Origin of the sequence: Streptomyces klenkii, assembly GCF_003626645.1 — a bacterium.
Lineage (GTDB): Bacteria > Actinomycetota > Actinomycetes > Streptomycetales > Streptomycetaceae > Streptomyces > Streptomyces klenkii.
Genome location: NZ_RBAM01000002.1, coordinates 364,505 through 388,695 on the forward strand (window position 1 = coordinate 364,505; position 24,191 = coordinate 388,695).

At 72.1% G+C, this 24,191-nt stretch carries 19 protein-coding genes; 9 read left to right on the plus strand and 10 right to left on the minus strand.

Features of this window, described 5'->3' with window-relative positions:
* Nucleotides 1–48: 48 nt before the first annotated feature.
* Nucleotides 49–1,266 (minus strand): NAD(P)-dependent malic enzyme, encoded by a 1,218-nt coding sequence (locus tag D7231_RS05010; RefSeq protein ID WP_120753697.1) that lies wholly within the window; start codon nt 1,264–1,266, stop codon nt 49–51.
* A 712-nt stretch (nt 1,267–1,978) separates the two neighbouring features.
* Here D7231_RS05010 and D7231_RS05020 point away from each other — a divergent pair.
* The 4 genes from D7231_RS05020 to D7231_RS05035 all read left to right on the plus strand — a co-directional run bounded on the left by D7231_RS05020 (nt 1,979) and on the right by D7231_RS05035 (nt 5,931).
* A complete protein-coding gene (locus tag D7231_RS05020; RefSeq protein WP_120753699.1) occupies nt 1,979–2,944 on the plus strand; it encodes an ABC transporter substrate-binding protein in 966 nt (321 codons plus the stop codon).
* 567 nt (nt 2,945–3,511) lie between these two features.
* Nucleotides 3,512–4,396: an amino acid ABC transporter permease gene (locus D7231_RS05025; RefSeq protein WP_120753999.1), complete on the plus strand. Its 885-nt coding sequence runs from the start codon at nt 3,512–3,514 to the stop codon at nt 4,394–4,396.
* On the plus strand, nt 4,393–5,154 hold the full coding sequence (locus D7231_RS05030) for an amino acid ABC transporter ATP-binding protein (protein ID WP_120753700.1): 762 nt from the start codon (nt 4,393–4,395) through the stop codon (nt 5,152–5,154). Before D7231_RS05025 ends, D7231_RS05030 begins: the two co-directional genes overlap by 4 nt.
* 114 nt (nt 5,155–5,268) lie before the next feature.
* Nucleotides 5,269–5,931, plus strand: coding sequence for an HAD family hydrolase (locus D7231_RS05035; RefSeq protein WP_120753701.1), 663 nt, complete (start codon nt 5,269–5,271; stop codon nt 5,929–5,931).
* On the opposite strand, the gene D7231_RS05040 is transcribed toward D7231_RS05035, so the two are convergent.
* Entirely contained in the window at nt 5,912–7,144 is a 1,233-nt protein-coding gene (locus D7231_RS05040; RefSeq protein ID WP_228774459.1) for an NsdA family TPR-like regulatory protein, read from the minus strand. The two genes, D7231_RS05035 and D7231_RS05040, sit on opposite strands and share 20 nt — an antisense overlap.
* A gap of 233 nt (nt 7,145–7,377) precedes the next feature.
* On the opposite strand from D7231_RS05040, the gene D7231_RS05045 reads away from it, so the two are divergent.
* Nucleotides 7,378–7,824: a hypothetical protein gene (locus D7231_RS05045; RefSeq protein ID WP_147449687.1), complete on the plus strand. Its 447-nt coding sequence runs from the start codon at nt 7,378–7,380 to the stop codon at nt 7,822–7,824.
* 65 nt (nt 7,825–7,889) lie between these two features.
* Here the strand turns inward: D7231_RS05045 and D7231_RS05050 are convergent, their stop codons facing one another.
* Together D7231_RS05050 and D7231_RS05055 are read right to left on the minus strand one after the other, a co-directional pair.
* A complete protein-coding gene (locus D7231_RS05050; protein ID WP_120753704.1) occupies nt 7,890–8,849 on the minus strand; it encodes a PadR family transcriptional regulator in 960 nt (319 codons plus the stop codon).
* Nucleotides 8,849–9,739, minus strand: coding sequence for a DUF4097 family beta strand repeat-containing protein (locus D7231_RS05055; protein ID WP_120753705.1), 891 nt, complete (start codon nt 9,737–9,739; stop codon nt 8,849–8,851). The genes D7231_RS05050 and D7231_RS05055 overlap by 1 nt, the downstream gene beginning before the upstream one ends.
* Nucleotides 9,740–9,931: 192 nt before the next feature.
* Between D7231_RS05055 and D7231_RS05060 the strand changes: the two genes are divergently transcribed.
* Nucleotides 9,932–10,750 carry a hypothetical protein gene (locus D7231_RS05060; RefSeq protein WP_120753706.1) on the plus strand — a complete coding sequence of 273 codons (819 nt, stop codon included), beginning with the start codon at nt 9,932–9,934 and terminating at the stop codon, nt 10,748–10,750.
* A gap of 98 nt (nt 10,751–10,848) precedes the next feature.
* Here D7231_RS05060 and D7231_RS05065 read toward each other — a convergent pair whose 3' ends face one another.
* The 5 genes from D7231_RS05065 to D7231_RS05085 form a co-directional block, all read right to left on the minus strand.
* Nucleotides 10,849–11,028, minus strand: coding sequence for a DUF6104 family protein (locus D7231_RS05065; RefSeq protein ID WP_004937694.1), 180 nt, complete (start codon nt 11,026–11,028; stop codon nt 10,849–10,851).
* A 141-nt stretch (nt 11,029–11,169) separates the two neighbouring features.
* Complete coding sequence (locus D7231_RS05070) at nt 11,170–15,030, minus strand: multifunctional oxoglutarate decarboxylase/oxoglutarate dehydrogenase thiamine pyrophosphate-binding subunit/dihydrolipoyllysine-residue succinyltransferase subunit (protein WP_120753707.1); 3,861 nt, start codon at nt 15,028–15,030, stop codon at nt 11,170–11,172.
* A 240-nt stretch (nt 15,031–15,270) separates the two neighbouring features.
* Complete coding sequence (locus D7231_RS05075; protein WP_120753708.1) at nt 15,271–16,407, minus strand: HAMP domain-containing sensor histidine kinase; 1,137 nt, start codon at nt 16,405–16,407, stop codon at nt 15,271–15,273.
* On the minus strand, nt 16,404–17,141 hold the full coding sequence (locus tag D7231_RS05080; RefSeq protein WP_030366311.1) for a response regulator transcription factor: 738 nt from the start codon (nt 17,139–17,141) through the stop codon (nt 16,404–16,406). Before D7231_RS05080 ends, D7231_RS05075 begins: the two co-directional genes overlap by 4 nt.
* Before the next feature lie 107 nt (nt 17,142–17,248).
* Nucleotides 17,249–17,875 (minus strand): spermidine synthase family protein, encoded by a 627-nt coding sequence (locus tag D7231_RS05085; protein ID WP_120754000.1) that lies wholly within the window; start codon nt 17,873–17,875, stop codon nt 17,249–17,251.
* Between the two features lie 336 nt (nt 17,876–18,211).
* Here D7231_RS05085 and D7231_RS38290 point away from each other — a divergent pair, with 336 nt between their 5' ends.
* A complete protein-coding gene (locus D7231_RS38290) occupies nt 18,212–19,240 on the plus strand; it encodes a rhomboid-like protein (protein WP_199739305.1) in 1,029 nt (342 codons plus the stop codon).
* A 293-nt stretch (nt 19,241–19,533) separates the two neighbouring features.
* Here D7231_RS38290 and D7231_RS05100 read toward each other — a convergent pair whose 3' ends face one another.
* A complete protein-coding gene (locus tag D7231_RS05100) occupies nt 19,534–20,400 on the minus strand; it encodes an NAD(P)-dependent oxidoreductase (protein ID WP_120753709.1) in 867 nt (288 codons plus the stop codon).
* Between the two features lie 146 nt (nt 20,401–20,546).
* On the opposite strand from D7231_RS05100, the gene D7231_RS05105 reads away from it, so the two are divergent.
* Together D7231_RS05105 and lon are read left to right on the plus strand one after the other, a co-directional pair.
* Entirely contained in the window at nt 20,547–21,527 is a 981-nt protein-coding gene (locus D7231_RS05105; RefSeq protein ID WP_416385373.1) for a helix-turn-helix domain-containing protein, read from the plus strand.
* Nucleotides 21,528–21,765: 238 nt separating this feature from the next.
* Nucleotides 21,766–24,168, plus strand: coding sequence for an endopeptidase La (gene lon / locus D7231_RS05110; protein WP_120753711.1), 2,403 nt, complete (start codon nt 21,766–21,768; stop codon nt 24,166–24,168).
* Nucleotides 24,169–24,191: the final 23 nt, after the last annotated feature.

The following is a 24,191-nucleotide window of genomic DNA, read 5'->3' on the forward strand; positions in this document are numbered from 1 at the left end:
GTACGGCTCGTGCACGTACAGCTGCACGTACGGCTCAAGGCGCGGGCGTCAGCGCCGCGCCACGCCCTCCGCCCGGGCGGCGGCCGCGACGGCGGCGGTGACCGCCGGGGCGACCCGCTCGTCGAACGGCGACGGGATGACGCACTCGGCGCTCAGCTCGTCCGCGACGACCGCGGCCAGCGCCTCGGCGGCGGCGAGCTTCATGCCCTCGGTGATGCGGGAGGCCCGCACCTGGAGGGCGCCCGCGAAGATGCCGGGGAAGGCCAGGACGTTGTTGATCTGGTTCGGGTAGTCGCTGCGGCCGGTCGCGACGACGGCCGCGTACTTGTGCGCGACGTCCGGGTGGATCTCCGGGTTGGGGTTGGCCATGGCGAAGATCAGGGCGTCCTTCGCCATGGTGGCCACCGCCTCCTCGGGCACGGTGCCGCCCGAGACGCCGATGAACACGTCCGCGCCGTCCAGCGCCGCGCCCAGGGTGCCCGAGAGACCGGCCTTGTTCGTGAAGCCGGCGAGGTCGCGCTTGACGGCCGTGAGGTCCTCGCGGTCGGCCGAGACGATGCCCTTGCGGTCGCAGACGGCGACGTCGCCGATGCCCGCCTCCACCAGGATCCGGGCGATCGCGACGCCGGCCGCGCCCGCGCCCGAGATCACCGCGCGCAGCTCGCCGAGCGCCCGGCCGGTGAGCCTGGCGGCGTTGCGCAGGGCGGCGAGGGTGACGACGGCGGTGCCGTGCTGGTCGTCGTGGAAGACGGGGATGTCCACACGCTCCTGGAGCTTGCGCTCGACCTCGAAGCAGCGCGGCGCGGAGATGTCCTCCAGGTTGATGCCGCCGAAGGAGGGCGCGAGGCGCGCGACGGTCTCGACGATCTCGTCGACGCCGCGGCAGTCGAGGGCGATGGGGACGGCGTCGACGCCGCCGAACTGCTTGAAGAGGATCGCCTTGCCCTCCATCACGGGCAGGGACGCCTCGGCGCCGATGTCGCCGAGCCCGAGGACGGCGCTGCCGTCCGTGACCACGGCGACGACCTGGGACTTCCAGGTGTAGTCGTGGACGAGCTCCGGGTGCTCCGCGATGGCGCTGCACACCTTTGCCACACCGGGCGTGTAGGCGAGGGACAGGTCGTCCCGGTCGCGCACGGGCACGGTCGCCCGGATTTCCATCTTGCCGCCACGGTGCAGCGCAAAGGCCGGATCGAAGAACTCGCCATGAGTGTCATCGCCGTCCGGAGCGCTGTCGCTGCGAGGATTCACGATCTCCGCTGCCACTGTATTTGACCCCTTTGTCGAATGTCCGTCGAGGGTAGCCGCCCTGGGTTACGGGGCGGGTCGGGCTTCGGGTCCGTGTCCGGCCACCGAGATGACCTCCGTGCGTGGGGTTGGTGCCGCACGGTACGGATCCGTATGCCGGGCGCGCCGCACACGCGCCCTCAGCCCCGGATACGGGGTGTAGCTGGTCTTTCTATCAAATGAGCGCTACGGCCTACGAGTGAGTTCCCGCTGACTTGCCGCGGCGCGGTTCAGCGCAACCGCAGAGGCGTGTCAGAACGGTGGCAAGGCGGTGGAAAAGACGTGTCAAGCGGGCGGATATGTCCACGTACTGAGACAGAGGGTGCGTGAGATACGTCTCGTACCGGCGGCCCGCAGAGCGGTCCAGAGAAAGGGAACCCATGAGTCCGGTAGACCCGGCCGACCCGGCACCGACCTGATGCGGACCCGATACGGACCCGGTGCGGCCTTGACGCGGGCCCGATACGGCCCTGATGCGGCACGGGGATCGCCCGTTATCCGATTTTGACATAGCGAGCCCCCCGAATGGTGCAGTCCGGATGGCAAGATGCCCCAATCGCACGAGGTCGCGACATCCAAGGGCGTGTGCTCCGCCCCTCGTGCGTCATCAGCGTTTTCCTGTGTTTGTTCCGTGTTTGCTCCGTGCCGTCCCGACGGCAGGCCACCCCCTCACCCGCAGGAGGAACCAGCAATGACCGCAAGCACCACCCCTCGCACGGCTGCCGCCAGGAGTCGTTTGGCCGCGGCCGGCGCGATCGCGGTCGCCGGCGCCCTGCTGCTCACCGGCTGTGGCGATCAGCGGGACAAGACCGGCAATGGGGCCGGTCAGAGCGCCCAGGGCTCGAAAGCGCCCCTCTTCGGCAAGCTGCCGAAGAAGATCCAGGACGCCGGTGTCATCAAGGTCGGCTCGGACATCGCCTACCCGCCCGTGGAGTTCAAGAAGGACGGCAAGGTCGTCGGCATCGACCCCGACATCGCCGCCGCCCTGGGCAAGGAACTCGGCGTGAAGGTCGAGTTCAACAACGGCATCTTCGACAACCTGCTGATCGGACTGCGTTCCAAGCGGTACGACATGGCGATGTCGGCCATGACGGACACGAAGGACCGCCAGAACGGCATCGACGCCAAGACCGGCAAAAAGGTCACCGACGGCGTCGACTTCGTCGACTACTTCAACGCAGGCGTCTCGATCTACACCAAGAAGGGCGACACCAAGGGCATCGCCACCTGGGAAGACCTCTGCGGCAAGAAGATCGCGGTGCAGCGCGGCACGGTCTCCGACGACCTGGCCAAGTCCCAGTCCGAGAAGTGCGAGAAGAACGACAAGGACAAGATCAGCATCGAGGCCTTCGACACTGATCTGGAGGCCCAGACCCGGCTGAAGGCGGGCGGTGTCGACGCCGTCTCCAGCGACTTCCCGGTCGCCGCGTACGCGGTGAAGACCGCGGACGGCGGCAATGCCTTCGAGGCGGTCGGCGAGCAGGTCGAGGCCGCGCCGTACGGAATCGCCGTCGCGAAGGACAACACCCAGCTGCGGGACGCGCTTCAGGCGGCCCTCGAAGCGATCATCAAGAACGGTGCGTACGAAAAGGTCGTCAAGACCTGGGGCGTCGACGCCGGTGCCGTCAAGGAAGCCAAGGTCAACGGCGGTTCCTGACGGGAGTTCCCCCCTCCGTCCCCCTCTCCCTCGTACGGATCTGCTGGAAAGGCACTCCCCGTGACTTCTTCCCCTGACTCCCCGTCCCCCGACGAGCCCGACAAGAAGGAACCGGCGAAGCCGGCCGAAACGGAAAAGCAGGCCGAGGCCGCGAAGCCGGCTGAGGCCGCCGCGGCCGAGAAGGCTGAGAAGGCCGGCAAGGCTGCTGAGGCCGCCAAGGCCGCCAAGGCCGACGAGCCCGCCGAGGACGCGAAGCCGGCCGACGGCGACAAGCCCGCGAAGGGCGCCGAGGACGACGCCGAGCCGGCGAAGGGCGACGACAAGCCCGCCGAGGCCGACGCGTCCGCCAAGGCCGCCAAGTCCTCCGACCCGGCCGACCCGGCCGACGGAGACAAGCTCGCCAAGACCAACCCGGGCAAGACCGGCAAGGACAACCCCGGCAAGGACAACCCCGGCAAGGACAACCCCGGCAAGGACAACCCCGGCAAGGACAACCCCGGCAAGGACAACCCCGGCAAGGACAACCCCGGTCCGGCCGCAACCGCGACCGCCACCGTCCCCGAGGCGATCAAGGCGATCCCCGTCCGGCACTACGGCCGCTGGATCTCCGCCGTGCTCGTGCTGGCCCTGCTCGGCCTGCTGATCAACGCCTTCGCCACCGCGAAGGTGCACTACAGCGCCATCCCGGACTACATCTTCGACGGCACGGTCGTCTCCGGCCTCGGCAAGACCGTGCTGATCTCGCTGCTGGCCATGCTGCTGGGCCTCGTGCTCGGCATCGTGCTGGCCGTGATGCGGCTGTCGAAGAACCCCGTGACGTCATCCGTGGCCTGGGTCTACATCTGGTTCTTCCGCGGCACCCCGGTCTACGTGCAGCTGCTGCTCTGGTTCAACCTCGCGCTGATCTTCCCGTACATCAACCTCGGCCCGATCTACCGGGACGAGATGAGCGACTTCATGACCCCGTTCGTGGCCGCGCTCCTCGGCCTCGGACTCAACGAGGCCGCGTACATGTCGGAGATCGTCCGGGCCGGCATCCAGTCCGTAGACGAGGGCCAGACCGAGGCCGCGCACGCGCTCGGCATGAGCCAGGGCAGGACGCTCCGCCGGATCGTCCTCCCGCAGGCCATGCGCGTGATCGTGCCGCCCACCGGCAACGAGTTCATCAACATGCTGAAGACCTCGTCGCTGGCCGCCGGCGCCGCGCAATACCTCGAACTCCTGCGGTCCACCTCCGACATCGGCCAGACCACAGGCGCCACGGTCGAGATGCTCTTCCTCGCCGCCACCTGGTACCTCATCCTGACCAGCATCTTCAGCGTCGGTCAGTTCTACCTGGAGCGGCACTACGCGCGCGGTTCGCTGCGCACCCTGCCGCTCACCCCATGGCAGAAGATCAAGGTCAACCTGGCCTCCTTCAGCAACCGTCCGTCCGGAGGCGTCAGCGCATGAACGCAATGGTGAAGGCCGAGGGCGTCCACAAGTCCTACGGCGCGGCCCACATCCTCAAGGGCATCGACCTGGAGGTCGCCCCGCGCGAGGTGTTCTGCCTCATCGGCCCGTCCGGCTCGGGCAAGTCCACGTTCCTGCGGTGCATCAACCACCTGGAGCAGATCAACGCCGGGCGGCTGTACGTGGACGGCGAGCTGGTCGGCTACCGGCAGCAGGGCGACAAGCTGTACGAGCTCAAGGACAGCGAGGTCGCGCGGAACCGCCGGGACATCGGCATGGTGTTCCAGCGCTTCAACCTCTTCCCGCACATGACGGCGCTCGCGAACGTCATGGAGGCGCCGGTCCAGGTCAAGGGCGAGACGAAGGCCGTCGCCCGCGAGCGGGCGAAGAAGCTCCTCGACCGGGTCGGCCTCGGCGACAAGGCCGAGAACTACCCCTCGCAGCTCTCCGGCGGCCAGCAGCAGCGGGTCGCGATCGCGCGGGCGCTGGCGATGGAGCCGAAGCTGATGCTCTTCGACGAGCCCACGTCGGCGCTCGACCCGGAGCTCGTCGGCGACGTCCTGGACGTCATGCGGGGCCTGGCCGAGGACGGCATGACGATGATCGTGGTGACGCACGAGATGGGCTTCGCGCGCGAGGTCGGCGACTCGGTGGTCTTCATGGACCAGGGCGTGGTGGTCGAGGCGGGCAACCCGCGCGACGTCCTCACCAACCCGCAGCACGACCGGACGAAGGCGTTCCTTTCGAAGGTGCTGTAACGAACCGACGAACAGGGGGCGGTACGGGCCAGGGCCCGTACCGCCCCCTGAACGCGTGCCGCCCGGGGCGGCTGCCCCTGGCCGGGGCGGTGCGTCCGCCTCTACGATCGCCGCATGATCAGAGCTGTGGTCTTCGATGTCGGCGAGTGCCTTGTGGACGAGACCCGCGAGTACGGGACGTGGGCCGACTGGCTGGGTGTTCCCCGGCACACGTTCGCCGCCATGTTCGGCGCGGTCATCGCCCGCGGGCAGGACTACCGGGAGACCTTCCAGGCCTTCCGGCCCGGCTTCGACCTCTACGAGGAGCGGGAGAAGCGCGCGGCCGCCGGGATGCCGGAGTGGTTCGGCGAGGACGACCTCTACTCCGACGTGCGGCCTGCGCTCGCGGAACTGCGGGCAGCCGGGCTCTGGCTGGCCATCGCGGGCAATCAGACCGTACGGGCAGGCGGTCTGCTCCGTGAGCTTTTCACGGACGACGTGGACCTGATCGGCACCTCCGACGACTGGGGTGCGAGCAAGCCCGATCCGGAGTTCTTCGTCCGGGTCTCGAAGGCCGTGCCGTTCGCCCTTCACGAGACGCTCTACGTCGGTGACCGTCTGGACAACGACATCAGGCCGGCCGCGGCCGCAGGCATGCGGACGGCCCTGATCCGCCGAGGGCCCTGGGGCACCATCCAGCAGCACGACCCGGCCGCGGCGGAGCTGCCGACCTTCCGCATCGACAGCCTCGCCGAACTCGCGGAGAAGGTGGGCAAGTTCAACGCCGCAGCGCGCTGACGGTCGTACCCCAGCTGTACAGCCGGTCGTCGAGCTCGCGCACGTACGGCTCGTGCTGCCACGGCGTGAGTGCCCGGCGCACCTCGCGCACGCGCTCCATGCCGGTCGCGTACCAGGTGAGGTGAAGCTGGTCGAGGGCACGGATCGCGTACGTGCATGCCTCCTCGGGGCGCTTGGCGGCCGCTTCCACGGCTGCGAGGTCGCCCAGGATCACCGTGCGCTGCTTGTCGGACTCCAGGGGCAGCTCCTCCAGGACGCGGAGGAGTGTCTCCCGGGCCTGCGGCAGGTGCCCGGCCCTCAGCTGTGTGTTGCCCTTGAAGGCGGCCAGCCTGGTGGCGTCGAACCAGTCGAGCCAGTCCGGCGGCGGACAAACGGGCCCTGTGGAGAGGACATCCTCACCATGGGAGATGAGGTGCAGCGCGGCGCGCGGATTGCCGCACCGGGTCTCGCACTCGGCCTCCACGGCGTCCAGCCAAGCCAGGAATTCCGCCGACGGGGTGGCGCGCCGAGCGTACGCCCGTGCCGCGACCATGCGCTCGGCGGCTTCGTCCCGTTTGCCGGCCCAGCCGGGAATGAACGCCGTATGGGCCAGGATCGCGCTGCCGAGGAGGGAGTCGTCCGCTTCACCGGCTGCTTGCAGGGCGCGCAGGAGCGTCTCGGCCGCCTGCTCCGGCTGTTGCAGATCGAAGAACTCGATGCGTCCGGCCAGGAGGAAGGACTCCGCCAGGGCCGCTGCAAGGACGTGGCGGGCTGTCCCCCTCGTGTCCGGCAGGAGAGCGCAGCCGAGGTGCGCGTGTCCCAGCACGGCGGGGTGGAGCGTCGCCGGAGCAACGCTCCAGTAGAGCCGTCTGTGAGACCGCGTCACCTCGCTGAAGTCGGTGCCGACTGTTGCCGGCTGGGGCGCGGCGACGGCTCGGAGCGGAGCGGAGCCCAGTCCCGCGACCGCGGCGGTGGCGGCGACGGAATTCCGCCGTACGGGGTCGGGACGGTCGCCCCCCGGACCCCAGGGGGGCGTGAAGCCCAGCTCTTCCAGGCCTTGGCCGAGCAGGTGGGCGAGGACGCGCCCGATGTCGGGCTGGGGCCACGGCGGGGTGGGCGATTCCCATCGCCGGACCTGCCGGACTCCCACCGTGACCCCGCGGAGCCCGAGCTGTGGCGCTGCCCCGGTGATGGCGTCGGCCAGCTTCTGCTGGGACGTGTATCCGGCTGCCATTCGGGCGGCCTTGAGGCGGTTGTTCCCGACCGAACGTGACACAAGACCTCCGGGGGCATCCTGGCGATGGCAGCACCGTATGCCTGAACAAGGGCTTCTGTTCAGCCTTTTGGGCGACTGGAGGTCCTTGGGAGGTCCGTTCGAAGCCCTTTCAGAGCCCTCGTCCGGGCCAGGGCCCACCGGGATGCTGGGGCCGTCACCCCATCCGTGCCGAGCACACTCCGGAGCCGCCCATGTTCAGCCATGCCGCCTACTGGCTCGCCGCAGGTGAGCGTCATCCTCAAGGCGTCCGGGAAGCCTGGACCCGGGGTGCTCCCGCCATGCTGCGCACCGGTCTCTTCTTCGACGCCGTCCGGCTGTCCGCCGAGGTCGTTCACGCCCGGGCCGGGGGAGGGGACCGGGACGCCGTCGAGCGGGTCTTCCGGGAGGCCGGTGTCGAGTGCGGGGTGATCGTCAATCCCGCGCGGCGCTGGTATTACGTCCTCGTGCCGTGCGGCACCGCCGCGTCCTGGGACGAGTCCGGCACCGAGGCGCTGGGGACTGCCTGTTTTCTGGGGGTGCCGGCGCCGGGGCGGGGTGGGCCGCCCGGGGCGCATTGGCTGTTGGGGCCGCCCCTCGGGGCGGAGGGGCTGTGCGGGCCCGGGGCCGTCAAGGCCGTGGCTGTGGCGGCTGCCGGGTAGTCGGGGGTGTGGTCCGGGGGCCTAAGAGGCGGGACAGCCACCATGCTGTGGATCCTGTGGGCATGTCAGTCTCCCGGGTGGAGGAGGGCCGTGATGCGGGCGGCTGCCGTAGCCAAGTGGTGGCGGGATTCGGCCAGTTGGGCGGGGGTCACGCCGTGGTCGCGGGCCGCGTCGCGGATGTCGTCGCGGAAGCGGTCGAGGAGGCGGTCCAGGTCGCGGGCCGGGTCCTTGGAGAGGCTGTCCGCGGCTTCGGCCCACTCCGGTGCCGGGCCCGCCGGCTGCTCGGCACGCGGGGTGCCGTTCGTGCCGGCCCCGTCCGCCGTTCCCGCCGCCCCCGGTGTCCAGCCCGTGAACGCTCCGAACTCCTTCGCCAGGGCGCTGACGCCCTCCGCGATGCCCGTCGGCCAGTCGCCGCGGCGCACCTGCTCCTGGACCTGTTCCTGGACGCGCTCGGTGATGCGCCGGACCTCTTCGCGGGCCTTCTCCTGGGCCTCCCGGGCCTGGTGGCGGGCCTGCTGCGCGTCCTGGCGGGCGCGCCGGCTCTCCTCCTTCGCCCGGCGGGCCTGCTCCTTCCACTGCTCCTTCGCGCGGCGGAAGTCCTCCTTGGCGCCGTCGAAGGAGTGGGCGTCCCCCGACGCGCGGGTCAGCCGGGCGGCTTCGCGCATCTGGCGCCGCAGGTCGCCCGCGGCGCCCCGGACGTCCTCGCGGATGTCGGCCGCGAGGGCGGAGACCGACTCGCGGATCTCCAGCTCCAGCTCGGCCAGTTCGCCCTGCCGGCCGGCGAGTTCGGCGCGGCCGGCGGCGGTGATCGCGTAGACCTTGCGGCCGCCCTCGGTGGTGTGCGTGACGAGGCCCTCGGCCTCCAGCTTGGCCAGCCGCGGGTAGACCGTGCCGGCGGACGGGGCGTACAGGCCCTGGAAGCGCTCCTCCAGCAGCCGGATGATCTCGTAGCCGTGGCGGGGCGCCTCGTCGAGCAGCTTGAGCAGGTAGAGGCGGAGCCGGCCGTGGGCGAAGACGGGGGGCATCAGAGGACCTTTCCCTGGGCGGGGGCGTCGTCGTCCGCCCACTCGTCGGTGTCGTCGGCGTCCGGCCCCTGGAGCAGCGCGACGGCGCCCGAGACGCTGGTGACCTTGATCTGCCCGCGGCCGGCGCCGAGCCGGCCGGTGATGTTCCGCGAGCCGAACTGGTCCTTGACCCACAGCTCCGGGAAGGAGCACGAGACCGGGCCGACCGTGGTGCCCGCGTCCACCGCCGCGTCCGCCGAGGACGGCAGCCGGACGGCGACCTCGCCGGAGACCGTGGTGACCGCCAGGTCGACGGCCGGCGCGGCCGGCGCCAGGTCGATCACCACGTTGCCGCTGACCGAGTCGGCCTTGATCCGGCCGCCCGAGCACTCCACGAGCGTGAGGTCGCCGGAGACGCCGTTGCAGCGCACGTCGCCCCCGAGGCGCTGGGCCTCCACCCGGCCCGAGACCGTCTCCGTACGGACGTCGCCGGTGATGCCGACGAGCGTGGTGTCGCCGGAGACCCCCGAGACCTTCGTGTCGCCCGCGATGCCGGAGACCACGGCGCTCGCCCCGACGATGCCGACCTTGACGTCGGCGGTCGCGGGCACGGTGAGCGTCACGCCGGCCGAGCGGTTCCAGTTCTTGCGGCCGAACCAGCCGAGGAGGGACTTCCTCGTCAGGTCCTCGTAGCCGACGGTCAGCTTGCCGCCCTGGTGGACGACCTTCAGCGGCGGGCCGTCGAGCGCCGTCAGCTCCAGGCGGGCCGGGCCGCCGTCCGCGCCGACGACGTTGACCGCGCCGTTCACGATGCTCACGTCGAGGCCGGTGACCGGGCCCTCGAAGACGATTTTCTCCGGTGCGGACAGCGACCACTCGGACTCTGCGGACCCTGCGGACTCTGCGGGCATGCCGGACCCCCTCCTGCGTCGGGATGGACGAACGAGCTGGCGTACGCGATGTCCTACGCGATGGCCTACGTGAAGACCTGCGCGACGGCGTACGCGATGACCTACGAGACGCAACCTATCGCGTCTTCCATAAACACGATATATCGCGGTCGTGTGAAGTCAAGCGCCTTCGCCTTGGCATAGCGTTGTCGCATGTCCGCTACTGATCACAGCCGCGCCGCGGGGGTCCTGCTGCTCTGCCGGGCCGAGCCCGGCCGCGTCCGGCCCTCCGCCCAGCTCCTGAACGAACCGCTTCTCCTGGTCCCGGCCGGGGAGGGCTGGAGCGCGCTGATCCCGGGCGAGGACTCCTGGCGCACCGAGGGCACCGGCCTCGCGACCGCCACCGCCGGCTGGGCCCACGCGCTGGCCGTCGCCGAGCCGTGGCCCGTCGTGGGCCTGTGGTGGGACGGGTCGGGCGCGGGATTCGTCGTCGCGGCGGGCTTCCGGCGGACCGCCGGGTACGCGTGGCTCGCCGACGGCACCCCGCTCGGCGAGGAGCCGGCCATGACGGCGCTGCGGGCCCGGACCGGCCTCGACCCCGTCCTCGACGGGGACGCGCTCGACGCGCTCACCCGGCCCGACCCGGACGCCGACGCCGCCGCGCGCGTCCGCGGGCTGATCGCCGTCCTCTCGCGCACCGGACTGCACCTGCCGCCCGGCCTCGCCCCGGGCGTCCCGGCCGACGGCCTGCGCGCCTCCGCGGGCGCGCTCCCCGCCGCCGAGGCGGTCTACTGGCCCGGCTGGCGCGAGGCCGTACGGGCCGGGTTCGACGCGGCGGACAGCAGCCGGCTCGGCGCGTGGACGCGGGGGCGGCGGGCCCGCGCCCTGGGCGCGGGGGAGATGGTGGCCGGGGCCGCCCTGGTGATGTGGGGCCGCCGGAGCGGGCGGCGCGGCGCCGTGACCGCCGGAGCGGTGGTCCTCGCGGACGGCGCGTTGACGCTCGCGTACGACTGGTGGCGGGGCCGCGCCTGAGTGTTCCTGCGGGCCGGTGGGGGCTTGTCGCGCCCACGCGGCGGAGCCGCAGATGAACACTGCCCCGCGCCCCTTACGGGGCGCGGGATAAGGAGGTTCTACTCGTCGTCCTCGTCGTCCAGCCGTGCCAGCCACGTCGCCAGCCGCTCCACCGGCACCTCGAAGTCCGGGTTCAGGTCGACGAAGGTGCGCAGCTGCTCGGCCACCCAGCCGAGCGTCACCTCCTCCTCGCCCCGCCGGTTCTCCAGCTCCTCGATGCCTCGGTCGGTGAAGTACACGTTCTCTCCGTCGGATCAATCAGGTCGGTCAGGTCTGTGGTCAGGCCAAGGATAGGCGGGCGCCGGTACGGGAACGGGCCCCCACCGCCTCGCAGCGGTGGGGGCCCGTTCCGTACGCCGTACGACGTCGGACGACGTCCGTCAGGCGTCGAACACCTCGTTGATCAGCGTCTGCTGCTCGGCCTGGTGGCGCTTGGCCGAGCCGACCGCCGGCGACGAGGAGTGCGGGCGGGAGATCCGCCGCAGCCGCTCGCGGGCCGGGACGTCGGCGCCGACCGCCAGGTCCAGGTGGTCGATCAGGTTCAGCGCGATGAACGGCCACGCACCCTGGTTCGCCGGCTCCTCCTGCGCCCAGATGTACTTCTCGGCGTTCGGGAACTTGGCGATCTCGGCCTGGAGCTCCTCGCCCGGCAGCGGGTAGAGGCGCTCGATGCGGACGATGGCCGTGTCGTTCGCGCCGCGCTTGGCCCGCTCGGCGGCCAGGTCGTAGTAGACCTTGCCGGAGCAGAAGACGACCTTGCGGACGTCCGCCGCGGCGACGGTGTCGTCACCGATGACCGGACGGAACCCGCCGCTGGTGAACTCCTCCGCCTTCGACGCCGCGGCCTTCAGACGCAGCATCGACTTCGGGGTGAAGACGATCAGCGGCTTGTGGTGCGGGTTGTGGACCTGCCAGCGCAGCAGGTGGAAGTAGTTCGACGGCAGCGTCGGCATGGCGACCGTCATGTTGTTCTGCGCGCAGAGCTGGAGGAAGCGCTCGACGCGGGCCGAGGAGTGGTCCGGGCCCTGGCCCTCGTAGCCGTGCGGCAGGAGCAGCGTGACACCAGAGGTCTGGTTCCACTTCTGCTCGGAGGAGGAGATGAACTCGTCGACGATGCTCTGGGCGCCGTTGACGAAGTCACCGAACTGGGCCTCCCACAGCACCAGCGCGTCCGGGCGGGCCAGCGAGTAGCCGTACTCGAAGCCCATCGCCGCGTACTCGCTCAGGAGCGAGTCGTAGACGTTGAAGCGGGCCTGGTCGTCGGACAGGTAGAGCAGCGGGGTGTAGTCCTCGCCGGTCTCGCGGTCGACGAGCACCGCGTGGCGCTGGCCGAAGGTGCCGCGGCGGGAGTCCTGGCCGGCGAGCCGGACCGGGGTGCCCTCCATCAGCAGCGAGCCGAAGGCGAGGGTCTCGCCCATGCCCCAGTCGATCGTGCCGTCCTCGAGGCTGGCGGCGCGGCGCTGGAGCTGCGGCACCAGGCGCGGGTGCACGGTGACGTTCTCCGGCGTGGTGACCTGCGACTCGGCGATCCGCTTGAGGACCTCCTGGGAGATCGCGGTGTTCACCGCCACCGGGAACCCGCCCAGCGGGGCCGGGACGGCGGCGGCCGGAGCCGTCGCCGCGTCCGCGTCGCGGACCTCGACGAAGACCTTCTCCAGCTGGCCCTGGTAGTCCTGGAGGGCCTGCTCGGCCTCTTCCAGGGTGATGTCGCCGCGGCCGATGAGGGACTCGGTGTACAGCTTGCGCACCGAGCGCTTCTTGTCGATCAGGTCGTACATCAGCGGCTGGGTGAACGAGGGGTTGTCCGACTCGTTGTGGCCCCGGCGGCGGTAGCAGATCAGGTCGATGACGACGTCCTTGTTGAACGCCTGGCGGAACTCGAAGGCGAGCCGCGCGACGCGGACCACGGCCTCCGGGTCGTCACCGTTCACGTGGAAGATCGGTGCCTCGATCATCCGGGCGACGTCGGTGCAGTACATCGACGAGCGCGAGGACTCCGGCGGCGCGGTGAAGCCGACCTGGTTGTTGATGACGATGTGCACGGTGCCGCCGGTGCGGTAGCCGCGCAGCTGCGACATGTTGAGCGTCTCGGCGACGACGCCCTGGCCCGCGAAGGCCGCGTCGCCGTGCAGCTGGACCGGCAGGACGGTGAAGTCCGTGCCCGCCTTGCCGATGATGTCCTGCTTGGCGCGGGCGATGCCCTCGACGACCGGGTCGACGGTCTCCAGGTGGGACGGGTTGGCGGCCAGCGAGACCTTGATCTGCTCGCCGTCCAGGCCGGTGAAGGTGCCCTCGGCGCCCAGGTGGTACTTCACGTCGCCGGAGCCGTGCATCGACTTCGGGTCGAGGTTGCCCTCGAACTCGCGGAAGATCTGGGCGTACGACTTGCCGACGATGTTGGCGAGGACGTTGAGGCGGCCGCGGTGGGCCATGCCGATGACGACCTCGTCCAGGCGCGCCTCGGCGGCGGCGTCCAGCACCGAGTCCAGCAGCGGGATGACGGACTCGCCGCCCTCCAGGGAGAATCGCTTCTGGCCGACGTACTTCGTCTGGAGGAAGGTCTCGAAGGCCTCGGCGGCGTTCAGCCGGCGCAGGATGCGCAGCTGCTCCTCGCGCTCCGGCTTGGAGTGGCCGCGCTCGACCCGGTCCTGGATCCACTTGCGCTGCTTGGGGTCCTGGATGTGCATGAACTCGATGCCGGTGGTGCGGCAGTACGAGTCACGCAGCACGCCGAGGATGTCGCGCAGCTTCATCATCGCCTTGCCGGCGAAGCCGCCGACCGCGAACTCGCGCTCCAGGTCCCACAGGGTGAGGCCGTGCTCGGTGATGTCGAGGTCGGGGTGCTTGCGCTGGCGGTACTCCAGCGGGTCGGTGTCGGCCATGACGTGGCCGCGGACCCGGTAGGAGTGGATCAGCTCGAAGACGCGGGCGGCCTTGGTGACGTCGTCGTCGTGCGAGGCGTCGATGTCCTTGAGCCAGCGGACCGGCTCGTAGGGGATGCGCAGCGCCTCGAAGATCTCGTCGTAGAAGCCGTTCTCGCCCAGCAGCAGCTGGGACATGATCCGCAGGAACTCGCCGGAGGCGGCGCCCTGGATCACCCGGTGGTCGTACGTCGAGGTCAGGGTCATCACCTTGGAGATGCCCATCTTGTTCAGGGTGTCCTGCGAGGTGCCCTGGAACTCGGCGGGGTAGTCCATGGCGCCGACGCCGAGGATCAGACCCTGGCCGGGCATCAGACGCGGCACGGAGTGGACCGTGCCGATGCCGCCGGGGTTGGTCAGCGACGCGGTGACGCCGGTGAAGTCCTCCATCGTCAGCTTGCCGATGCGGGCGCGGCGGACGATGTCCTCGTAGGCCTGCCAGAACTCGAAGAAGTTCAGCGTCTCGGCCTTCTTGATGGCCGCGACCACGAGCTGGCGGTCACCGTTCGGCTTGACCAGGTCGATCGCCAGGCCGAGGTTGACGTGCTCGGGCTTGACGAGGGTCGGCTTGCCGTCCTTCTCCGTGAAGGAGTAGTTCATCGACGGCATGAGCTTCAGCGCCTGCACCATGGCGAAGCCGATGAGGTGCGTGAAGGAGACCTTGCCGCCGCGGGCGCGCTTGAGGTGATTGTTGATCACGATGCGCTGGTCGAACAGCAGCTTCACCGGGACGGCGCGGACGGACGTGGCCGTCGGCAGCTCCAGGGAGGCGTTCATGTTCTTCGCGACGGCGGCCGAGGGGCCACGGAGCGTGACGTACTCGGGGCCGGCGGGGGCCTCGGTCGCCGCAGAGACGCGCGCGGCGCCGGCCGCTCCGGTGGAGCCGGTGCTTGCACCGGGCTTGACGGCCGGCTTCGCGGCGGCGGGCGCGGCCTTGGCGGGGGCCGGCTGCGCGGCAGCGGGCTTCGCCGCGGGAGCCGCCGGCGCCTGCGGCGCGGCAGCGGGGGCGGCGGCCTGAGCGGCCGGAGCCGGAGCGGCGGCGGCCGGGGCGGCCTGCGCCGCGGGAGGAGCGGCGGCCTGGGCCGCCTGCGGCGCACCCGCGCTCACAGCCTGCCCCGGCGGAGCCGACGCCGCCGTGCCCGGCTTGTAGTCGGCGAAGAAGTCCCACCAGGCTCGGTCGACCGAGTTCGGGTCCTGGAGGTACTGCTGGTAGATCTCGTCGACGAGCCACTCATTGGGACCGAACACGTCGGCAGGGCTCTTGCCCTGCCCGTCTTGGTCGGTCGAGATGCTCGAGGTGTTGGGGGACTGTGGCGACACGGCGGTAACCGCCCTCTTCCGCTTCACAAGGTGATGGACAGCGGGAATAAAGGCTACGCCTGTCTGCACGGTTGATGCAGGCCACCCGGGCAAGCAGTCGCGCAAGTCACATTTGCTCGGGGGTTTCGGGGCATGACTTGGCGGGAAACACACGGGGTTCTGCTGGTCCCGGGGGTATCAGGGTTCGCTCCAGCGCGCCCCACACTCCCTCGAATGTGTGCCTCCGCCATCGACCATACGTCAACATTGATCGCGAGGTCCGCCCGGAAGAGTGACCTGAATGCGGCATCCGTGCGGGGATTCGGCCACCCCGATGGACCCGCCGTGCAGATCCACCGCCCAGCGCGCGATCGCCAGGCCCAGTCCCGTACCGCCGTCGGTGCCCGGGCCCTGCTGGCCCGAGCCGCCCCGGTTGAACCGCTCGAAGACCCGGTGCCGCTCCGCCTCGGGGATGCCCGGGCCCTCGTCCAGCACCTCCAGCGCCAGCGACTGCGGCCCCTCGCCCCGCCGCGCCCGCACCGTCACCCGCCCGTGGGGGGGACTGTGCTTGACGGCGTTGTCCACGAGGTTCGCCACCACCTGGTGCAGCCGCTCCGCGTCCGCGTGAGCGGTCAGCTCCGGCGGCGACACGTCCAGGTGCAGATGTACGTCCTTGCGGGCGTGCGGAGAGGAGCTGGAGCCGTTGGCCATGCTCGCCTCCTTCAGGATGCCCGCCAGATACGGCCACACCTCGAAGCGGCGCGCGTGCAGCGGCACGACCCCGTTGTCCAGCCGGGACAGGTCCAGCAGCTGCTCCACCAGCCGGCCGAGCCGCTCCGTCTGCCGCAGCGCCGTCCGCATCGTCTCGGGATCCGCGGCCGACACCCCGTCCACCACGTTCTCCAGCACCGCCCGCAGGCCCGCGATCGGGGTCCGCAGCTCGTGCGAGACGTTGGCGACGAGCTCCTTGCGGTGGGTGTCCACCGCCTCCAGATCGGCCGCCATGCGGTTGAACGCGTTCGCCAGGTGCCCGAACTCGTCCCGCCGCCCGGCGCCCACCCGGCGCGTGTAGTCACCCTGCGCCATGGCCCGCGTGACCTCGGTCATCTCGTCCAGCGGCGCGGTCAGGCCCTGCGCGACGAACTGCGTTATGAGCAGCGAGGCGATGATCGAGAAGACGGTGATCACCCGGAGCTCGGTCGCCGACCGGATCGCGACGAACACCAGGAAGGTCGTTATCACCACGGAGCCGATGACCAGGGCGCCCAGCGCCGCCTTCACCGACCGGTAGGGGTCCAGCGGCCGCAGCGCCTCCCAGACCCGCCCGCCGAGGCCCGCCACCGGGATGCCCCTGCGACGCTCGGCGCCGCCCCGCGGGCCGGCTGTGCCGCCGGTCATGCCGCCGGGGTCTCCAGCGCATAGCCCACGCCGTGCACCGTACGGATCCGCTCCGCGCCGATCTTCCGGCGGAGCGCCTTGATGTGGCTGTCGACCGTACGGGTGCCCGAGGCGTCCGCCCAGTCCCACACCTCCGCCAGCAGCTGCTCGCGGGAGAGGACGGCGCGCGGCGTGTTCGCCAGGCACACCAGCAGGTCGAACTCGGTCGGCGTCAGGTGCACGTCAGCACCTCTGACCCGGACCCGCCGCTGCGCGTGGTCGATCTCCAGCTCACCCAGGCGCAGGATGCCGCTGCGCGGGGTGTGCGCGGCCAGCGCCGCCCGCTCCACGCGCCGCAGCAGCACGTGCACCCGGGCCGCCAGCTCGCGCATCGAGAACGGCTTGGTCATGTAGTCGTCCGCGCCGACGCCCAGGCCCACCAGCATGTCCGTCTCGTCGTCACGCGCCGTGAGCATCAGGACGGGCACCGGCCGCTGCGCCTGCACCCGCCGGCACACCTCCAGCCCGTCGAAGCCCGGCAGCATCACGTCGAGCACCAGCAGGTCGGGCTGCCACGCCTCGGCGGTGTCGACGGCCGCCGGCCCGTCGCCCGCGGTGCGGACCTGGAAGCCCTCGGCCCGCAGCCGGGCCGCGATGGCGTCCACGATGGTCCGGTCGTCCTCGACGACCAGCACCCGGCGCTGCGCCCCGGCGGACGCGGCGGCCCCGTTCGGGCCGATGTGTGTCTGCTCCATGCGCGCCCCGCCCCTAGCGTCTTCCGTCGCGTCGTTCCTTGCCGGCTTCGGCAGCTCCGGCTTCGGCAGCTGTGGCAAGCAGGGTACGGGCACGCGGCGGGCGACGGCTACGCGGCACGTTGCCCGAGGTGCACTACGTCCGGTACGCCCCGGGCAACCGCGATCTCTTCGGTCCGTACCCCTTCGAACCCGGCATTCCGGAGGGCTTGCTCGAACCGGGCGGACGGCCGGGCCGACCAGACGGCGAGCACGCCGCCGGGCGTCAGGCGCTCCCGGCAGGCGGCCAGACCGGCGGGGGAGTACAGGCTGTCGTTGCTCTCCGTGACCGTCCAGTCGGGGCCGTTGTCGATGTCCAGGCACAGGGCGTCGTAGCGGACGGGGGCCGTGCGCACGTGTCCGAGGAGGTCGTGTTCCACGATCTGCGCGCGCGGGTCGGCCAGCGCGCGGGCCGAGATCCCGCTGAGGGGGCCGTCCTTGTGCCAGCCGATCACCGCCGGCTCCCGCTCCACGACCGTGATCCGGCCCCAGCGCGGCTCCTGCGCGGCCCGGGCGAGCGAGAAGCCGACGCCCAGCCCGCCGATGAGGACGGCCGGCTCCGCGCGGTCCGCGGGGAGCGCGGCCAGCGCCGCGTCCACGAGCAGGCGCTCCGAGCGCCCGTCGGAGGTGTCCATCAGGAAGCAGCCGTTCGCGATGATCTCGTGGACGGCGCGGTCCCCGGTGCCCCGGCGGCGCAGGACGACCTCTCCGTACGGGCCGTCACGGCGGTCGAGGGTGACGGGCTCGTCGTGGGTGCCGGGTGTGCCGTACGGGCCGGGTGTGTCATACGGGCCGTGCGGGTCGTTCGTGTCGTACGGGTCGCGCTGGAGGGTGGTCACGAGGTGGCCTCCGGGTCGGTCGGTACGCGGCGGACGCGGCAGGCGGATGTGAGGTTGACGAGGGTGACCGGAGTCACTGGCTGAGCTTGATTCCCCTGCCCTCGATGGACCTTAATCTCGGTGGGAGCGGGGGCGGGCGCGCTTTTCGCCCCGCCGGGTGCCAGTACGGACCCCGCGAGGAAGGGGCTTGGCCGAGTGAACGTGGTGGACCCCGACGGCATGCCCCTGCGGCCCCCGCGCCGCGCCCTCCGGCCGGGCCGGCGCCTCCTGCGGGCCCTGCCCACGCCCCTCGGCACGCCGTTCACGTTCTTCTACGCGCTGGTCCTGCTCGCCACCGCGATCTACACGGACTACGGCGACGAGGCCACCGTCAGCCACCTCCTGCGCGAGTCCAGCACCGACGCCGCGCACCTGGCCGAGCAGCCCCTCGTCGTCCTGCTCGCCAGCGCCCTGTGGATAGCCGGCGGCCTGTACTCGCTGTACGGGATCCTCTTCGTCCTCGTCGTCTCCGCCCTGGAGCGGCGGACCGGCGGGGCCCGCACCGCCGGCGTCTTCCTCCTCGGCCACGTCCTGGCCACGCTCGCCACCGAGCTGCCCGTCGCGGGCGCCGTCGCCGCCGGGCGGCTGCCCGAGGCCTCCCTGCACCGCCTCGACTACGGCATCAGCTTCGGCGTGATGGCCTGCATAGGCGCGCTCTCCGGGCTCCTGGGGCCGCGCGCGAAGTGGACCGTCCTCGGCCTCTCCTTCCTGATGTGCGCCCAGGACCTCGTCGAGTTCGCCGACCCCCTCGCCAGCTGGGGCCACCCGATCGCCCTGCTGACAGGCATGGCGTGCTGGGGGCTGGTGCGCGACAAGGGGCCGGCGGCCGCGTCAGCCGCGGACGGTGCCGTCCCAGGCCCACTGCGCGCGCCGCGGGAGGCCGGGCAGGGCGGCCCGGCCGGTGCACCACAGCAGCGTCTGCGCGGGCGAGCGGCCGGCCGGGGCGTCCGGGAAGAGGCGGGCGAGGACGGGCGTGCAGAGCTCGCCGGGGACGGCGGAGGCCAGCCCGAGGCCGCGCGCGATGTCGTCCGTGTGGAGCACGAGCTCCGTCACGCCCATGGCGGCGAAGCCGGGCGCGTCGGAGTGGCCCCACGGGTGCCAGGCGCGGTCCCCCGCGCCCGCCCCGCGGACGGTGGCGGCCAGCAGCGCCGCCGCGATGCGGATGCCCTCCAGCCGGGCCGGTAGCGGGGCCTTCGGGTCGAGCGAGGCGAACAGGGCGATGTAGCGGTCCGTCGGCCGGGCCGTGAGCAGGCCCGCGTAGCCGACGAGGCCGAGCGCGAGGTGGTCGAGCGTCGCGGCCGCGGACCACTCCAGGCCGGCCGCGGGCCGGGACCAGTCGTGGTCCGCGCCCGCCTCCAGGACCGCCGAGCAGTGGTCGGCGGCGTCGGTGACCAGCGCCGCCCAGGCGCCGGCGGTGAGGGGCGCGGCGGGGCCGGCGGCCGGGACCGCGGGCGCGGTCGCCGCGCGTACGGCCGCGGTCATGCCCGGCCCCCCGCCCGGACGGTCTCGATCAGGCGGGCGTAGCTGTCGCCGCCGTGGCCGGCCGCGATCGCCTGTCCGACGAAGGTCTTGAACAGCTCCGGCAGCCGCGGGTCGAGGCCGCGCGCGGCGCTCGCGTGGACGAGGTGCTCGATCGTGGCGAAGTGGACGTCGAGCGTGGCGTCGTCCCCGGGGTAGGCCCCCGCGTCGACCTGCGGCGCGTAGGTGCTCATGAAGCCGCTCACCGCCGTCATCCAGCGGACGGCGACGGGCGTGAACGTCGCCGCGTCCACCCCGTCGGCGCCGGTCAGCGCCACGCCCTGGAGCCAGCCCCCGAGCGTCGCCCACATCATGCCGAGCAGGGCGGTGTCGTAGAGCGAGGCGGCCCCGGCGTCCTCCCCGAGGCCGACGGGGTCGCCCAGGCTCGCCAGGGTCTCCCGGTGCTCGGCGAAGGCCTGGGAAGAGCCGCTGTAGAGCAGCATGACCTGCGGGCTGCCGATGCCGGGCGGCGTCGACATGATCGCCCCGTCGAGGTAGCCGATGCCGCGTGCGGCGGCCCGGGAAGCGCTCTCGCGGGCCTGCTCCGGCGTGCCGGAGGTGAGGTTCACGAGCGTGCGGCCGCGCAGGGTCTCGGCCAGCGGGTCGAGGACGCCGTCGACGGCGTCGTAGTCGGACAGGCAGGCGATGACCAGGGGGCTCGCCGCCACGGCCTCCGCGGCGGTCCCGGCCCGTGCGGCGCCGCGTGCGGCCAGCGCCTCGCCCTTGCCCGCCGATCGGTTCCAGACGGTGGTCTCGTGGCCGGCCTCCAGGAGGGCGCCGGCCAGAGCCGTCCCCATCGAACCCAGGCCGAGAACGGTCACCTTCATGGGTGGTTTCTCCCCGTGTGTCACAGAAGTTGATCAAGTGCGATCAGCCTCGCACCGGCACGGGCGGCCCGACAGTGGCAGGACTGACGCACTCCGAAAAATTCCTGCCATCCCCGCCTAGGCTGTCGATCATGAGCGCCGGAACCGTGGCCGTGGCCGTGATCGACGACGACGTCCCCCTGTGGGACCTGTACGAGCTGGGGGTGGTCTGCACCGTCTTCGGCATCCCGCAGCCCGACCTCGCCGACCCCTGGTACGACCTGCGCGTGTGCTCCGTGGGCGGCGGCGAACCGCAGCCCGGGCCGTTCGGGCTCACGCTGCGCACCCCGTACGGCCTGGAAGGGCTGGAAGGCGCCGGCACGGTGATCGTGCCGTCGGTGCCCGAGGCATGCATCGAGGGCGAACGCGAGCTGCCGGCCGAGCTGCTGGAGGCCCTGCGCCGGGCCGCGGACTCCGGGGCCCGCATGGTCTCCCTGTGCGCCGGGGCCTTCGCCCTCGCCGCCGCCGGCCTGCTCGACGGCCGCCGCGTCACCGCCCACTGGATGCACACCGAAGCCCTCGCGCGCCGCCACCCGCGCGTACGCGTGGACGACTCGGTCCTCTACGTCGACGACGGCGACGTCCTCACCAGCGCCGGCGTCACCGCGGGCCTCGACCTCTGCCTCCACCTCGTCCGCCGCGACCTCGGCGCGCACGTCGCCAACCAGCTCGCCCGCCGCCTGGTGGTGCCCGCGCACCGGCCCGGCGGACAGGCCCAGTACGTGGACCTCTCCGTGCCCGAGGCCGACGACGACAGCCTCGCCCCCGTCCTCCAGTGGGCCCGCGAGCACCTCGGCCGCCCGCTGTCCGTCGACGACCTCGCCGCCCGTGCCGGCATGAGCCCGCGCACCTTCTTCCGCCGCCTCCACGCCGCCACCGGCACGACCCCGCTGCAATGGCTCCTCACCCAGCGCCTCGCCCGCGCCCAGTCGCTCCTGGAGTCGACGGCCCTGTCCGTCGAACGCGTCAGCGAACTGAGCGGCCTGGGCACGGCCGCCAACCTGCGGCGCCACTTCACGCTCCACTTCGGCGTGACGCCGACGGACTACCGGAGGTCCTTCCCGCCCGGGCCGGCGGCCGCGGCCTGACCGGCCGCACGGCGTTCACGGCGGTGCCGGGCCCGGCACTGCCGGATACCGCCGCTTCGGCTGATCGCCGCGGCGGCGGGAACAACAGCAGCGAGCTCCCTGCTGGACAGGGCGAGCCCTGCCCGCGGGCCTCGCCGCCGGCGATCGCTCAGAGCGAACGCCGGACGGACCCGGGAACATCCGCGGAGCGCCCCGCATTGAGTCGGCATAGCTCAACTTGCCTGCCTAAGGGGAGATCATGGCTTCGCTGTCCGCACCGCTCACCCTGCCCGTCCTGCCCCTCGACGACGAGGTCGTGCTGCCCGGCATGGTGGTGCCCCTCGACCTGTCCGACAACGACGTGCGGGCCGCGGTCGAGGCCGCCCAGGCCGCCGCGCGGGGGAGCGGCGGCAAGCCGCTGGTCCTGCTCGTGCCGCGCGTCGACGGGACGTACGCGGGCGTCGGCACCCTCGGCAGCGTCGAGCAGGTGGGACGGCTCTCCGGCAGCGGCGACCCCGGCGCGCTCGTCCGCGGCGTCCGCCGCGTGCGCATCGGCGCCGGGACGACCGGGCCCGGGGCGGCGCTCTGGGTCGAGGGCACCCCCGTGGAGGAGACCGTCCCGGACCCCCTCCCCGGCGCCGTCGCCGAGCTCGCGAAGGAATACAAGGCGCTCGCCACCAGCTGGCTCCGCAAGCGCGGCGCCTGGCAGGTCGTCGACCGCGTCCAGCAGATCGACGACATCGGCCAGCTCGCCGACAACTCCGGCTACTCGCCCTTCCTCACCGTCGCCCAGCGCGTCGAGCTCCTGGAGACCGCCGACCCGGTGGCCCGCCTCAAGCTCGCCGTCGGCCGGCTCGGCGAGCACCTCGCCGAGCAGGACGTCGCCGAGTCCATCGCCAAGGACGTCCAGGAAGGCGTCGACAAGCAGCAGCGCGAGTTCCTGCTGCGCCGCCAGCTGGAGGCCGTCCGCAAGGAGCTCGCCGAGCTCAACGGCGATCCCGAGGACGAGTCCGGCGACTACCGCGCCCGCGTCGAGGCCGCCGGCCTCCCCGAGAAGGTCCGCGAGGCCGCCCTCAAGGAGGTCGGCAAGCTGGAGCGGTCCTCCGACCAGAGCCCCGAGGGCGGCTGGATCCGCACCTGGCTGGACACCGTCCTGGAGATGCCCTGGAACGAGCACACGGAGGACGCGTACGACATCCCCGGCGCGAAGTCCGTCCTCGACGCGGACCACGCGGGCCTGGAGGACGTCAAGGAGCGGATCACCGAGTACCTGGCGGTGCGCAAGCGGCGCGCCGGCCGGGGGCTGGGCGTGGTCGGGGGCCGGCGCGGGGGCGCGGTGCTCGCGCTCGTCGGCCCGCCCGGCACGGGCAAGACCAGCCTCGGCCAGAGCGTCGCCCGCGCCATGGGCCGCAAGTTCGTGCGCGTCGCCCTCGGCGGCGTCCGCGACGAGGCCGAGATCCGCGGCCACCGCCGCACGTACGTGGGCGCGCTGCCCGGCCGCATCGTGCGGGCCGTCAAGGAGGCCGGCTCCATGAACCCGGTCGTGCTCCTCGACGAGATCGACAAGGTCGGCTCCGACTTCCGCGGCGACCCCGCCGCGGCCCTCCTGGAGGTCCTCGACCCGGCGCAGAACCACACCTTCCGGGATCACTACCTGGAGGTCGAACTCGACCTGTCGGACGTCGTGTTCCTGGCGACGGCCAACGTCCTGGAGGCCATCCCCGAAGCCCTCCTGGACCGCATGGAGCTCGTCCGCCTCGACGGCTACACCGAGGACGAGAAGGTCGTCATCGCCCGCGACCACCTGCTGCCCCGGCAGCTCGACCGGGCGGGCCTCGAACCCGGCGAGGTCGTGATCGAGGACGAGGCCCTGCGCCGCCTCGCCGGCGAGTACACCCGCGAGGCGGGCGTGCGGAACCTGGAGCGCTCCGTGGCCCGGCTGCTGCGCAAGGTCGCGGCCCGGCACGAACTGGGCGAGCAGGAGCTGCCGTTCACCATCGGCGCCGAGCAGCTGCGCCCGCTGATCGGCCGGCCGCACCACACCCCGGAGTCCGCGCAGGACCCGGCCGAGCGGCGCACGGCCGTGCCCGGCGTCGCGACCGGGCTCGCGGTCACGGGCGCGGGCGGCGACGTCCTCTTCGTCGAGGCATCGCTGGCCGACCCGGAGACGGGCGGCGCGGGCCTGACCCTGACGGGCCAGCTGGGCGACGTGATGAAGGAGTCGGCACAGATCGCCCTGTCCTTCCTCCGCTCGCACGGCGCGGAACTGGAGCTGCCGGTGGGCGACTTCAAGGACCGGGGCATCCACCTGCACGTCCCGGCGGGCGCCGTCCCGAAGGACGGCCCGAGCGCGGGCGTCACGATGACGACGGCGCTCGCCTCGCTGCTGTCGGGCCGGGCGGTGCGGCCGGACGTCGCGATGACGGGCGAGGTGTCCCTGACGGGGCGCGTCCTGCCCATCGGCGGCGTCAAGCAGAAGCTGCTGGCGGCGCACCGCGCGGGCGTGACGACGGTGATCATCCCGAAGCGCAACGAGCCGGACCTGGACGACGTGCCGGCCGAGGTGCTGGAGAAGCTCGACGTCCACCCGGTCTCGGACGTCCGCCAGGTCCTCGCCCTGGCTCTGCGGCCGGCCGGGGCGGAGGTCGTAGCGGCGGCGTGACGGACGCGAACGGCGCGGGGCCC

Coding starts and splice junctions, on each gene's coding strand:
- D7231_RS05020 (WP_120753699.1), top strand. CDS start 1,979: ATGACCGCAAGCACCACCCCTCGCACGGCTGCCGCCAGGAGTCGTTTG.
- D7231_RS05030 (WP_120753700.1), top strand. CDS start 4,393: ATGAACGCAATGGTGAAGGCCGAGGGCGTCCACAAGTCCTACGGCGCG.
- D7231_RS05035 (WP_120753701.1), top strand. CDS start 5,269: ATGATCAGAGCTGTGGTCTTCGATGTCGGCGAGTGCCTTGTGGACGAG.
- D7231_RS05040 (WP_228774459.1), bottom strand. CDS start 7,144: ATGGCAGCCGGATACACGTCCCAGCAGAAGCTGGCCGACGCCATCACC.
- D7231_RS05045 (WP_147449687.1), top strand. CDS start 7,378: ATGTTCAGCCATGCCGCCTACTGGCTCGCCGCAGGTGAGCGTCATCCT.
- D7231_RS05050 (WP_120753704.1), bottom strand. CDS start 8,849: ATGCCCCCCGTCTTCGCCCACGGCCGGCTCCGCCTCTACCTGCTCAAG.
- D7231_RS05055 (WP_120753705.1), bottom strand. CDS start 9,739: ATGCCCGCAGAGTCCGCAGGGTCCGCAGAGTCCGAGTGGTCGCTGTCC.
- D7231_RS05060 (WP_120753706.1), top strand. CDS start 9,932: ATGTCCGCTACTGATCACAGCCGCGCCGCGGGGGTCCTGCTGCTCTGC.
- D7231_RS05075 (WP_120753708.1), bottom strand. CDS start 16,407: ATGACCGGCGGCACAGCCGGCCCGCGGGGCGGCGCCGAGCGTCGCAGG.
- D7231_RS05080 (WP_030366311.1), bottom strand. CDS start 17,141: ATGGAGCAGACACACATCGGCCCGAACGGGGCCGCCGCGTCCGCCGGG.
- D7231_RS05100 (WP_120753709.1), bottom strand. CDS start 20,400: ATGAAGGTGACCGTTCTCGGCCTGGGTTCGATGGGGACGGCTCTGGCC.
- lon (WP_120753711.1), top strand. CDS start 21,766: ATGGCTTCGCTGTCCGCACCGCTCACCCTGCCCGTCCTGCCCCTCGAC.